The sequence below is a fragment of the Labilibacter marinus genome (assembly GCF_001659685.2).
GTDB lineage: Bacteria > Bacteroidota > Bacteroidia > Bacteroidales > Marinilabiliaceae > Saccharicrinis > Saccharicrinis marinus.
Window position 1 is genome coordinate 55,158 of sequence record NZ_LXYE02000009.1, and the last position, 13,173, is coordinate 68,330.

The window sequence follows — 13,173 nt, forward strand, 5'->3', positions numbered from 1 at the left end:
TCTCATGATTGAAACTAAAATAAACGAAGGATATATAGTTGCCGGTATTAAAGAATCGGACAGACTAACTGCCGCAGTGGCGGATGAAGTGAAAAGTGAATTAAGCTCTATTGTTGGTGGAGACAATGGGAAAGTAGTACTTAATTTATCTAATATACAATTTATAGATAGTACTGGTATTGGGGTATTAATTTCCGCCTTAAAAACAGCCAGACAGAATGAGACTTTGTTTCTCTTGTGTTCTATCCAGAAGGATGTAATGAGTTTACTTTCTTTAATGAAATTAGATAAAGTATTCGAAATTCGTGAAGATGAAAGTTCATTATAAACTTATTCTATCATAATATTATAAAATGAAACCTGTGAAGTTAGCTTCTCAGGTTTTTTTTGTTCGAATAAATCGGGATTAATGGTGCAAAAGATTTACCATTTTGCAAGGGTGTTTAATATTAATTCGCATGGGCTCAATAAATGAGTAGGAAATATAGATGCCATCCGGTGAGTTGTACATTGTTTACCCACAAAAAAGGCCACTTTAAAAGCGGCCTTTGATATTATATTGTTTCGATAGTTGAGCTTGGGAGCCAGCCATCGTTACCATCGCTTATCTCTATTCTGTTCCAGCCTTGTACTTCTTCCAGTATTTCAACTTTGGTTCCTTCGTGAAGGATAAATAAATCTGTACCACCTGCAGAAGGAGAACTTTTAATACTCACTGAAGGTTCAAAAATAATAGCCGTATTTCTGTTGGTTAATCTGTCTTTTTGTGCTCCTGCAAAATTGAATGCAGCTACGGACACAATTACTAATAAAATAGACATGCCAAATGAAAATTGCTTAATGGCACGACTTCTAGATAAAAAGAAGAATCCAATCATTAGTGCGGCTAATACAAATGCAATGATGGAGATAATTGCCCAAGAATCGGATTTGTTTGTATTTTTAAAATCTTCGAACCAAGAAATTAAAATGAATTCACCAACCGTTTCTAACTTATCAGTTACCTGCATATTGGCCATCTCCAAGTTATATTTTACATCCTTATCGTTAGGAGATAGGAGTAAAGCTCTTTCGTAACTTAAAATAGCCTCAGGTAGTTTGCCCGTTTTGTAATAAGCATTACCTAAATTAAAATATACCTCCGTGCTCTCAACACCAGAATCTAATATTTCACTATAAGCTTCAATGGCTTCTTCGTATTTCTCTTCCGAGAAAAAAGTGTTTCCGTTTTCAAACCTGTTGTCTTGCGCATGGATATTAATAAAAGCCACAAAACAAATAATATATGTGATTAATTTTTTCATTTTGCTCTACTTTTTAATTTGACTATCTAATTTGCCAATGTTATCTAAGGCACGTTTATACAATTTATCCATTTCTTCAGTAGCTCCTGATTCTTGAGAATAACGAGCAAATTCGCAGGTATCCAATATCGAGATTAGCTCATCTTTAACACTGCTTTCTACGCCTCTTTCTTCAATTAAATTACTTACTTTTTCTTTGTTTAATTCGCTTACAGGTAAGTATAGCTTATCACTTAAGTAAGTATAAAGAGCTTTTAATACTTCATCATAAAATGCCTCATGATCTCTTTCTTTTAATAATGTAGAGGACTTCTTCAAGCGTTTTTGAGCCATTTTACTGGCTTTTTTATTCTTCACTAAATGCATATTAGCATTTTCGTGCATACGCTTGCGGTAAAGTATAAATACCAACAATAAAACTAATAATGGTATGATATATCCAAAGTAGAAACCGATTGAACCAAAGAAGAAAGTTCCAATAGGTTTAAGGTGAGCTTTACCTGTTTTAATAAAGCGAATATCCTTACCTACAAATTTAACTTGCTCTCTATTTACACTTGATGGACTATAAGTTCCTCCTGTGTATTCTTCGCCACCTTCTCCTTTCTCTACCTCAATATTTATAGGTCTTGACTTAATAGATTTGAACCTCTTTGCTTTATAATCAAAGTAAGAAAACACTAAAGGATCGATAGTGTATTTTCCAGGAAAACGAGGAATAATAAGATACTCATAAGTCTTCGTACCTTGCATCCCTGAAACAGTATTCTTAAAGTTGTTTTTAGCTGTAGGTTCAAATAAATCAAAATCAGTAGGAAAATCGAATTTTGGTGTTGACATTAATTTATGATTTCCTGTTCCAGAAACAGTCACTTTAATGGTGATACCATCATTCACTTTTACCTTGTTGGTTGAAGTGTTTACCTTCATGTTTAACTGCCCAACAGCACCTGAAAAACCACTTGGTTTGCCACTTGGGTACGGTTTAACTGTAATTTTTATAGGTTTTGACTTAACGCGTTTTTTAACAATGCGATAGTTGTTGTCGAAGAAGTCGTCAAAAATACTTTGAGACCGTCTTCGCACCCTTTGTTTGATAAGAAATTCAATTTCTGTAGCTGCAATATTTTCGGTTCCTGTTTTTTGTGCGTAAAGTACCTTTTGCTCAAAAGTACCAACTCTATATTGTTTGTTATTGACTACCTCGTACGACCAATTAATGTTACTGGCATCTGATAAATCCTGAACAATAAAATTTCTAAAATCAGGATGTTTAATATCCGATACATTATCTAAATCAATAAGCGTATAAATTTTAGTGGTCAGTACAAGCGGTTCGCCTTGATAAATGCTTCTCTTATTCGGCGTTACTTTAATAAAAAGATCATCATTAGAAAATGAACCACTTTCTGATGAAGATTGATTTTGCTGTGCTTGAGATGATCCTGCACCAGCATTTTTAATGATTTCAACATTCAGCGAATTACTGGAATATTTTTTGCCATCAATTGTAATTTGAGCAGGGGCTATATTATACTTACCTTCTTTATCACATTTTAAAATGTAGGTATAAGTATATTGTCTGCTACGAGTCACTTTTCCATTAATAATTTGAGTGCTTGAACTCGTCATAACGCTCGGTCCCATTAATACAGAAAAGTCGGCTAAAGGAGGTAACCTGAAATCTTCACCTTCTTCGTTGACTGAATATACCAACTGGAATTTTTCTCCAGTTAAAACGGCCGATTTGGCTTTAGCCGTAAACTGAATATCTTGCGCTTTAATATTGCTGATAAAAGCAAATAATAAGCAGGCAAATAGTATGTATTTAATTTTGTACATCATCTCAATGTTGAAATTCTTAGGCAAAAATAGAATTTTTATCTAGTTGTGTGCGAATAAAGCTTTACCAGTTTTTTTCAATGCTTTTAACTGCTTTACCTTTTTTCTTTTGCATGTTTTCTTGCAATTCCTTTTCATCTTCGTTTAGCGCATTTAAAATACGTTGCGCATCTTCCTTCGAAATTTGGTTTGGATCTGGCTTTTGTTCCTGGCTATCTGGTGTTCCATCGTTGTTGGAATCTGTATCACGATAGTCTGGCGTTCCGTCTCCATCTGTATCTTTGGGCTCATTAGGATTATCTCCAGCTTCTTGCTTATCAGGTATCCCGTCATTATCCGAATCTTCATCTTGATAATCAGGTTTTCCATCCTTATCAGTATCCTGCTGTTCGTTTTGCTTTCCGTTTTGGTCTTCTTTTTCCTTTTCGTCTGGAATACCATCACCATCAGAATCTTGTTTTTGCTGATCCTGTTGATCTTGATTCTGGTCCTTATTTTGATCTTGGTCCTTATTCTGATCCTTATTTTGATCTTGGTTTTGTTCCTGGTCTTCTTGTTGCTGTTTCATCTTCATGGCAGCAATCAGGTTGTACCTAGTTTCATCATCCGAAGGATTGTTTCTTAAAGCATCCTTATACGACTTAATGGCATTATCAATATCCTTTTTAGCCATGTAGGTATTACCAATATTATGCTGCAAAATAGCTTTCTGCTCCTTGCTTAAATCTTCCTGATTAATACTTTTAAACTGGTTAAAAGCCTCTTCGTATTTTTCTTGTTTATAGTAAGCATCGCCCAGATTAAACTCCGCCTCAAAAGATTTTTCTCCTTCTTTTAAATTATCCAAGGCTTTTTTATACTCAATTTCCGATTCTATAAAGTTACCATCCTGAAACTCACCGTTTCCATTGCGAATAAACTTACGTTCCTTTTGTGCAAAGGAACTTACTGACAAGCTAAAAAGTGCTATATATATAAGTGCTAGTCTCATTTTTTATCCTCCTCTTCAAATAAGTTAATTTTACTGAGGTATTTGTTTTTACGCTCCAATACAATAAACTCAATTAATAGAAACAGCAAAGCTAAAATGGCAATAAACTGAAACTGACTTTTGTAGTCGGTATATATTTTAGCTTCCATTTCGGTTTTTTCAAGTTTAGATAGATGGTCTACCAAATCGTTCATTCCTTTACGGATGTTATTGGCAGCAATAAATTCGCCTTCACCCGCATTGGCAATGTCTACCATCATAGCCTCATTCAACTTCGAAATAACCACATTTCCTTCACGGTCTTTCATAAAGTTGTTTTTTCCACCACCGGGAATCGGTATAGGAGCTCCTTTGGGTAATCCCATACCTACAGTGTATACTTTAATGCCTTTTTCAGCAGCCGCTTTGGCAGCTCCAATGGCGTCGTCCTCGTGATTTTCTCCATCCGTAATAACAATGATAGCTCTATTTACATCTTCTTGTGCACTGAAAGAGCCTGCACACTTATTAATAGCAGTTCCAATGGCTGTACCCTGTGTTGTAACTATCCCTGTATTGATAGTTGAAATAAACATACGTGCTGAAGGATAATCTGTAGTAATTGGAAGCTGTGTGTAGGCTTGACCTGCAAATACCACTAATCCAATTTTATCATTCTGTAGCTTTTCTACCAGCTGATATATCGCTCTTTTGGCTCTGTCCAATCTGCTAGGCTCAATATCCTGCGCATTCATACTGTTAGAAACATCGAGTGCAATGATAATTTCAATTCCCTTGCGTTTTACCGTTTCTAGCTTTGTGCCAAATTGTGGTCCAGCCAAAGTAAAAATGATGGCGATTAAAGCCAATAGCATTAAATAAAACTTAATCACTGGTCGGGTAGAGGAGGCGCTTGGCATCAATGGGTTTAATAACTCAGGATTACCGAATCGCTCCAATGCCTTTTTTCTTCTTTTACCAATAATTAAACTGGTAAATGCAAGCACAGGTATAAGTATGAGTAAGTATAGAAATTCTGGATGTTCAAATCTAAACATGATAATATAGTTTTAAGATTAAGGAAGGTTACGTAAAACCGTACTTCTTAAGAATACTTCTGCCAACATAAATACGGCTGCTAAAATGGCCCATATCATATATTCTTCCGACCTCTTTGTGTATTCTTTTACCTCAATCTTCGTTTTTTCCAATTTGTCAATGTCCTCGTAAATCTGTTTAAGACCTTTTTTGTCAGTAGCTCTAAAATATTGACCTCCCGTAATGTCAGATATTTCCTGCATCATTTCTTCGTCAATTTTAACTTCTTCTTCTACCAATCGAGTGCCGTATGGTGTTTGTACAGGGCGTTTAGCAATTCCTTTAGAACCAACCCCAATGGTATAAACTCTAATGCCAAATGTTTTAGCAATTTCGGCAGCTGTTAACGGAGCTACTTCACCTCGGTTATTTACTCCATCGGTTAAGAGGATAATTACCTTCGATTTTGCTTCACTATCCTTAATACGGTTAACCGCAGTAGCTAATCCTAAACCAATGGCAGTACCATCCTGCACCATATGAGTTTTAATTTCCGACATCAGATTAACCAAAACACCTTTGTCTGTGGTTAGCGGACATTGCGTAAAGCTCTCACCCGCAAAAATTACCATCCCAATTTTATCGTTTTCACGAGCTAAAATAAATTCTTTAGCCACATCTTTTGCAGCTTCCAGTCTGTTGGGTTTAAAATCTAAGGCTTCCATACTCGACGAAATATCCATCGTCATAACAATGTCGATACCTTCGGTAATGACATCGTGAGAGCTATTGGACGACTGTGGGCGAGCTAGCACAAACACCAACATGGTAATGGCCAGCGACCTTAAAACGATAGGTACATGCCTTAAATATACTTTCCAGGAAACAGGTGCATTCTGAAATCCTTTTAAAGTAGATATTTGAAGCGATGCTTGTGAACTCTTATGTTTCCAGATGTACCAACCAATTATGAGTATCAAAACCAATAAAAGGTAAAAGTAATATGGATGTAAAAAATTAATGTTGCTCATTGTATATTATTGTTTCGCAATAACCTAAATTACTTCTCGTCGGAATCACCTTCTTCTGCTTCAGACTCTTTAGCTAAGAACTCTTCTTTTTCTTCCTCCAAGGTTTTTATCTCTTCTACCTTAGTTTGATTCACAAAAAAGTATGAATTCATTAAGGTTAAACCATTCTCATCTGGCAATGGCTGAAACTTGGCAAACTTAACCAAATCGGCTAATTCAAGTATCTGCGTTAGCTGCTCCATTGATGTTTTATCCATATCTACACTTTTCAGCGAATCGAATATTTCAATGGATGTTTGCTCTAATGCAGGTTGCTCATATCTATGCTCAATGTAATTTCTGATGGTGTTAGAAACCTCAGTATAAAACTCTTTCACCTTATCGTGTTCCCAAAGTTTTGATTCTTTGATTTTATCCAACTCTCGCAGTGCGATGATATGAGGTGGTTCTGTTGGTTTTGGCTTGCTAAATGAAAGACCGCCTTCTGTGCGATTTTTACGTAAGTATAATATCAACCAAACAATTAAACCTAGCCCTAGTAGTATTCCCCCGTATAAATATATATAACGTAATATCTCTACAATTTTAAAAGGAGCATCCTGCGGTCCTTTAATGTCAGTAACTCCATCTTCGGGGTTGACTACCTGAAATGGGTTGACTACCATTAAACTCAAAGCATTGGAAGCTGCAATATTCCTGACTTCATTTTGAATAATTTCAAACTCGATAGGAGGGATGTAATGTAATCCGCTATCGAAAGAAGTAATGCGATACAATTGAGACAGCACCAATCGGTTATTGTCCATTCGTAAACTATCTACGCCACCTTTTTCAATTATCTCTATGTTTTTAGTAATTGTATCGGTAAAGTGCGGAAAGTTGACTTGTAAATCGCCTGGTTGACTCAGCTCAAGTTTTAAGTCTATCTGACCACCAATAAAGATTAAAGTAGAATCTAATGTTGCCGTAGCACTAACCTCTTGCGCTTTTGCTGAAACGCCAATAGCCAGTGTAAACAGGGCAACAAAACCTAATTGTTTACTCCATTGCTTTATATTTTTGACAAGTGTAATACGATTCATTACATTCGTTTTTTAAATAAGTACATTAAAGACTTTACATAGTCTTCATCGGTTCTGATGGAGGTATTGTCGATGCCACATTTTCTGAAAATTGAATTTGTGTTTTCCTCGCTATCTTTCCACCATTTATTATACGCTTCTCTAACCTGACTATTCGAGGTGTCTATCCATGAATACTGCCCTGTTTCGGCATCTTTCATTTTAATCAGTCCCACCGAAGGCATTTCAGTTTCGCGTTTATCGTAAACCTTTAAGGCCACCACATCATGTTTCTGATTGGCAATCTTAAGCGGGTTTTCAAAATCATCATCCATAAAGTCGGAGATAACAAAAGCCGTACATCTCTTTTTAATAGCATTGGTCAGATAACGCAAAGCCTCGCCAATGTTGGTGGTTTTATTATCAGGCGTAAACGAAATAAGTTCACGTATAATATGTAAGATGTGCTTTCTTCCTTTTTGTGGAGAAATAAACTTCTCAATTTTATCAGAGAAGAATAAAACGCCTATCTTATCATTGTTCTGAATAGCAGAAAAAGACAATACTGCGGCAATTTCTGTGATGATGTTCTTTTTATACTTATAAGATGTACCAAATTCTCTTGAGCCAGAAACATCAATCAAAAGCATCACCGTGAGTTCTCTTTCCTCTTCAAAAACCTTGATGTAAGGGTGATTAAAACGAGCCGTTACGTTCCAGTCTATATTTCGAATGTCGTCGCCATATTGATATTCACGAACTTCACTAAAGGTCATACCTCTACCTTTAAAGGCTGAATGATATTCTCCAGCGAATATATTGCTGGAAAGCCCTCTCGATTTAATCTCTATCTGTCGAACTCGTTTAAGAAGCTCTGCTGTTTCCATAGTGTTTTATTTTTTGCAACTATTTAGTATAAAGTATTAAGATTTAAGTATTAAGACTTGTTTTTAAAAGTTATTTAAATGATTGCTATAATTATGACAGTCATTAAACTTAAGTCTTTTGTCTTTATACTTTTGTCTTTCTACTGAATATTAACCTTGATTATAAAAAAAAACTATGGTACTTCAACTGTATTTAAAATATCATTAATCACATCAATAGAAGTAATGTTATTGGCCTCTGCTTCGTACGACAAACCAATTCTATGACGCAATACATCGTGGCAAACAGCACGTACATCTTCAGGAATAACATACCCTCTTCGTTTAATAAAAGCATACGCCTTAGCTGCCATAGACAGACTGATACTGGCACGAGGAGAACATCCGTAAGAAATCATTTCTTCATATTTCTCTAAACTATATTTTGCTGGAAAACGTGTAGCAAAAACAATATCTACAATGTACTTCTCAATTTTCTCATCCATATATACATCCTTTACTACTTTACGAGCACGGATAATATCGTCTGGCTTTAGGATAGAAGAAGCTTTAGGGAATGACTGTGCCAAATTATGACGGATAATCATTTGCTCTTCTTCTTTTTGTGGATAACTGATCACTATTTTCAGCATAAAACGGTCAACCTGTGCTTCAGGGAGCGGATATGTACCTTCTTGCTCAATGGGGTTTTGCGTGGCCATTACCAAAAATGGTTCCTCCAATTTATGCGTAGTATCACCAATGGTTACTTGACGCTCTTGCATAGCCTCAAGTAAAGCACTCTGTACCTTAGCTGGGGCACGGTTAATCTCATCGGCTAATACAAAGTTAGTGAAGATTGGTCCCTTCTTCATTACAAACTCTTCATTCTTCTGGCTATATATCATTGTACCCAAAAGGTCGGCAGGAAGCAAATCAGGGGTAAACTGAATTCTACTAAAATCCGCATCAACTACAGTTGCTAATGTGTTAATGGCAAGCGTTTTTGCTAACCCAGGAACTCCTTCTAATAAAATGTGTCCATCACTTAATAAACCAATTAATAGGCCTTCCACTAAATGTTTCTGACCTACAATAACCTTGTTCATTTCAATGGTTAGTAAATCTACAAATGAACTTTCAGCTTTAATTCGTTCGTTTAACTCTCTTATATCAACAGATTGCTCCATGATTTTAATATTATTGTTAATGATTTTATATTTTTTCTACTGGATTCCAAAATTAGTTTTTTAATGAGGAGTGCTATATGTAGGATTGTTAAAAAAAGTTAATTTAATATCCGAATCAGGCATAAATACTCTACTTTAACACTTCCTTAACTTTTTGTATGGGATGCTTTAACGGATGAACCAATTTTAATATTTTTGGTTTTAAGTATTTAAAAAGTGTTTTTGTGACAGACTTAGTAATTTTACAAAAGAGTTTGATAGAAAATAGTTAAAAGAAACATTATAAAATAGACAAGATGAGCAAGTTTGAAGATAGAGATTTTGTGTGTAAACACATGATGCTAAGAAAAATTGATTTAGTGAATACCATTCATGAGAAAAACCTAAAAACGGTAGAGGATATTCAGGACGAAACCAATGCAGCTACTATCTGTGGTTCCTGTTATGATGACCTTTCAGATATTTTAGAAGAGGAATTAAAGAAAGGGAAGTAGAGAATTTATTATTTTAATATGGAGCTGTCTAATTATATTAGATGGCTTTTTTTATTTTTCAAAAGGCAGGCTGGGTTTAATTCAACTCCGAATTTATAAATATATAGCTATGTTAAAATTATAATGGAAAAAGCTTATGAAGTAATACTGGTTCATGGCCCACAGTTTTATTAGCCTTATTGGTATTAATTATTCCTTTAAATATAAATCAACAAAATTTTTCTCTCGTTCTAAATCTGAGATTAAATGAGGCATTCTATTGCGCGTATCCATAATTAAAGAATTAAGCTCGCAGTTCGAAGAAGATAATTCATTTAACAATTCATTTGCCGCATATATTCCATTGTCAGCGTTATCGATTAACTCTTTAACCTGTGTGTCATTCAGTTCTGGATCTAGAAAATATCTATTTTTATGATTGATAAATAAATTAAAATATTTCACCCCGAAATTAAATGTATCAATCGCTAAATTGTATTTTCTATTCGTTATTTGAAGAATATTTCTGTCAACTTCTTTTTTAATAAGATTGTTTATTATTCCATTTTCAATAATTCGTTTATTCGACTTTTCAAGTTGAGCCAATTCATTGCCTTCTTTGCGTTTTTTTATATAATCGTTAAATGCAAAAGTACCTTGCACATCAAGTTTTGAAAAGTCTTTTGATATGAACTCATTGTTATTAATTGGGTTATCCAAAAATTGCCATATTGGGTCAAAAGGCATATGGTTTTTTATAAATTCTTTTGGTGATATGATAAAATAATCATCTCTAAATTCATGAATGTATTCATCTTTAAATTTATACCCTGCCGCCCATGTTACATCAATTAAGTAATAACTTGAATCAATTTCAATCCCATTCCATGCATGACCCTCATCTGAAATTTCACCAAATGAATTGCGTGTATATCCACCTATCAAATAACTATTTAACCCAGCAGACTTACTCATGGCGTGAAATAATTCTGAGTAATGTTGGCATACTCCTTTTCGTTTAGTGAGAACCTCGTCAATGAAATCTTGTGAAGATTCATAGCTTGTATTTGAATATGAATGGTCCAAGTCATATTTAATATTGTGAGCAATCCAAATGTATATTGCTCTAGCTTTTTCCTTATCGGTTTTTAAAACATCGGTTATATAGTGAGCTATCGCTTCGTTGTTAATTATGGAGTCAGGTACTGTTTTTGAATTTTCATCAACTACTAAATATTCTGAAGGTTTAGAAGGTGCACATCCGAATGTTGTTATTAAAATAAATCCAAAAAGTAAAATCTTATTAATCATCTATAATTTATTATTACTCACATCTATGTGTATACCGCATTAAAACATATTTCAGAAAAGCATTTTAGCGAACTCTACCTAACTAAAAGTTGCGGCGTATTCAAATGTAGAACTATTGTTTATATCCCCTAATCGTTTAAATTTGTTATACACAGATAACAAGCACGATTTATTTTTATACGCACTAAAATAGTATTTTATCTTATTAATCATATGACTAATAGCAATGGACTTTAAAGCTGTGTGCACACAAAAGTCATCATAGCTTAATACAATGATCGCTTAGAGTCACTCGGATTCCTGATAGCTTAGAATTTCTGCTTTTTTAAAAGAATTAAATGATACTTGTTTTTCTGCAATATATAAAACAGTTCTTTTCAGATTACTAATTTATAGTACTTTTAATGTTCAATCAATAGGTGAGTACCCCTTAAAATATTTACAGTTTAAACCAGAAAAATGAAAAACGTATTATTATTTGTTGTCCTTGTCGCAAGCCTTGTTGCTTGTAAAACAGAGGAAAAGCCCAATGTGGTATTGATTGTAGTGGACGATTTAGGCTGGACTGATGTGGCATGTTATGGTAGTGATTTTTACCAAACACCCAATGTAGATAAGTTAGCCGCTGATGGTATGAAATTTACCAATGGATACGCAGCATGCACTGTATGTTCGCCCACCCGAGCGGCTATTATGAGTGGTAAATATCCAGCTACGATTAATTGTACCGATTGGATTAGTGGGCATAAAAAGCCATGGGCTAAAATGGCTATTCCTAGTTGGACAGAATATATGGCTGTGGATGAGACTACTTTGGCAGAATCATTTAAGGCAAATAACTACAATACGATACATATTGGTAAATGGCATTTAGGTGAAGAAGAAAAATATTGGCCCGAAAATCAAGGTTTCGATATTAATATAGCTGGTTATAAAGTAGGTGCTCCGCAGAAAAAGAATGGTGGGAATGGCTATTTTCCTCCATATTTAAACCCTCGTTTAGAAGATGGTCCGGAAGGGGAGTATTTAACCGAGAGACTAGCGCAAGAAGCCGTTGCTTATATTGAGAATCATAAGAATGATAGCGAACCTTTTTTTATGAACTTATGGTTTTATAATGTACACACACCTTTGCAAGCTAAAAAGGAAAAAATAGCCAGGTACAAGACCTTGATGGATACTACCAAGCATCATAGTAACCCGGTTTATGCTGCTATGGTTGAGCATATGGATGATGCAGTAGGAGAGATCATCAATAAATTAAAAGAAGCTGGTTTAGATGAGAATACCATTGTAATGTTTACCGGGGACAATGGTGGTTTGTGCGGTAATAAAGGTAAAGTCACTTCTAACTTTCCTTTGCGTTCTGGTAAAGGTGATATTTACGAAGGCGGTGTTCGTGAGCCTTTTATCGTAAAATGGCCGGGTAAAATTAAAGGTGGTTCGGTGAATGAAACGCCTATCATGTCCATTGATATTTACCCTACTTTGTTAGGCTTAAGCGGTACTGCAAAGAAAAGCGCAGACCAAATAGATGGACTTGATTTTACCGAATTGCTTACCAAGGGAATGAGCGTTGAAAGAGAAGCTATTTTTTGGCATTATCCACATTATCATTTAGAGGGGGCTAAGCCATATAGTGCCATTAGAAAAGGAGACTGGAAGTTGATAGAAGTATTTGAAAATGATTCTCTAGAGCTATATAATCTAAAAGACAATATTGGTGAGGATATTAATTTGGCTGCTACAAATCCTGAAAAAGTAAAGGAGTTAATGGCAGATTTAAAGACTTGGAGAACCAAAGTAGGAGCACAAATGCCTGTCCCAAATCCTGATTATGATGAAGTTTGTGAGGAGTTTTGGCCCAAAGGTAAATGGGCAGATAAATCAAAAGAAGAAGTTAAAGCATTTTTATTGAGTCAACAGAAGTAGTCGTTTTATAAAGGTATATCTAATAATACAACCTTGTAAGTTGTTTTTTAATTTAAAAACCATTTTAATAATTGATAATAGCAAAGCCATCTCTGCATTGAGGTGGCTTTGTTGTTGCTAAACTCAACTTGTTTCACTTTTACATTCGGCTGATA

The 13,173-nt window shown here is 34.8% G+C and carries 12 protein-coding genes; 3 read left to right on the top strand and 9 right to left on the bottom strand.

Features of this window, described 5'->3' with window-relative positions; all coding sequences use genetic code 11:
• Nucleotides 1-4 precede the first annotated feature (4 nt).
• Complete coding sequence (locus A8L32_RS03775; RefSeq protein ID WP_075590082.1) at nucleotides 5-328, top strand: STAS domain-containing protein; 324 nt, start codon at nucleotides 5-7, stop codon at nucleotides 326-328.
• Between the two features lie 226 nt (nucleotides 329-554).
• Here A8L32_RS03775 and A8L32_RS03780 read toward each other — a convergent pair whose 3' ends face one another.
• From A8L32_RS03780 to A8L32_RS03815, 8 genes are all read right to left on the bottom strand, one after another.
• Nucleotides 555-1,304, bottom strand: a complete 750-nt coding sequence (locus tag A8L32_RS03780; protein ID WP_075590083.1) for a tetratricopeptide repeat protein — start codon at nucleotides 1,302-1,304, stop codon at nucleotides 555-557.
• 6 nt (nucleotides 1,305-1,310) lie between these two features.
• The gene (locus A8L32_RS03785; RefSeq protein ID WP_143525008.1) at nucleotides 1,311-3,173 is read right to left on the bottom strand and encodes a BatD family protein; all 1,863 of its coding nucleotides are present in this window, start codon (nucleotides 3,171-3,173) and stop codon (nucleotides 1,311-1,313) included.
• Nucleotides 3,174-3,210: 37 nt separating this feature from the next.
• Nucleotides 3,211-4,137, bottom strand: coding sequence for a tetratricopeptide repeat protein (locus tag A8L32_RS03790; RefSeq protein ID WP_075590085.1), 927 nt, complete (start codon nucleotides 4,135-4,137; stop codon nucleotides 3,211-3,213).
• Nucleotides 4,134-5,174, bottom strand: coding sequence for a vWA domain-containing protein (locus A8L32_RS03795; RefSeq protein WP_075590086.1), 1,041 nt, complete (start codon nucleotides 5,172-5,174; stop codon nucleotides 4,134-4,136). Before A8L32_RS03795 ends, A8L32_RS03790 begins: the two co-directional genes overlap by 4 nt.
• Nucleotides 5,175-5,192: 18 nt before the next feature.
• Nucleotides 5,193-6,185, bottom strand: a complete 993-nt coding sequence (locus tag A8L32_RS03800; RefSeq protein ID WP_198931724.1) for a vWA domain-containing protein — start codon at nucleotides 6,183-6,185, stop codon at nucleotides 5,193-5,195.
• 29 nt (nucleotides 6,186-6,214) lie between these two features.
• On the bottom strand, nucleotides 6,215-7,267 hold the full coding sequence (locus A8L32_RS03805) for a hypothetical protein (protein ID WP_075590087.1): 1,053 nt from the start codon (nucleotides 7,265-7,267) through the stop codon (nucleotides 6,215-6,217).
• On the bottom strand, nucleotides 7,267-8,133 hold the full coding sequence (locus A8L32_RS03810; protein WP_075590088.1) for a DUF58 domain-containing protein: 867 nt from the start codon (nucleotides 8,131-8,133) through the stop codon (nucleotides 7,267-7,269). Before A8L32_RS03810 ends, A8L32_RS03805 begins: the two co-directional genes overlap by 1 nt.
• Before the next feature lie 173 nt (nucleotides 8,134-8,306).
• A complete protein-coding gene (locus A8L32_RS03815; RefSeq protein ID WP_075590089.1) occupies nucleotides 8,307-9,302 on the bottom strand; it encodes an AAA family ATPase in 996 nt (331 codons plus the stop codon).
• A gap of 296 nt (nucleotides 9,303-9,598) precedes the next feature.
• Between A8L32_RS03815 and A8L32_RS03820 the strand changes: the two genes are divergently transcribed.
• Nucleotides 9,599-9,796 carry a (2Fe-2S)-binding protein gene (locus A8L32_RS03820; RefSeq protein WP_075590090.1) on the top strand — a complete coding sequence of 66 codons (198 nt, stop codon included), beginning with the start codon at nucleotides 9,599-9,601 and terminating at the stop codon, nucleotides 9,794-9,796.
• Nucleotides 9,797-9,985: 189 nt separating this feature from the next.
• Here the strand turns inward: A8L32_RS03820 and A8L32_RS03825 are convergent, their stop codons facing one another.
• On the bottom strand, nucleotides 9,986-11,086 hold the full coding sequence (locus A8L32_RS03825; RefSeq protein WP_075590091.1) for a transglutaminase domain-containing protein: 1,101 nt from the start codon (nucleotides 11,084-11,086) through the stop codon (nucleotides 9,986-9,988).
• Nucleotides 11,087-11,545: 459 nt separating this feature from the next.
• On the opposite strand from A8L32_RS03825, the gene A8L32_RS03830 reads away from it, so the two are divergent.
• Nucleotides 11,546-13,018, top strand: a complete 1,473-nt coding sequence (locus A8L32_RS03830) for a sulfatase (RefSeq protein WP_075590092.1) — start codon at nucleotides 11,546-11,548, stop codon at nucleotides 13,016-13,018.
• Nucleotides 13,019-13,173: the final 155 nt, after the last annotated feature.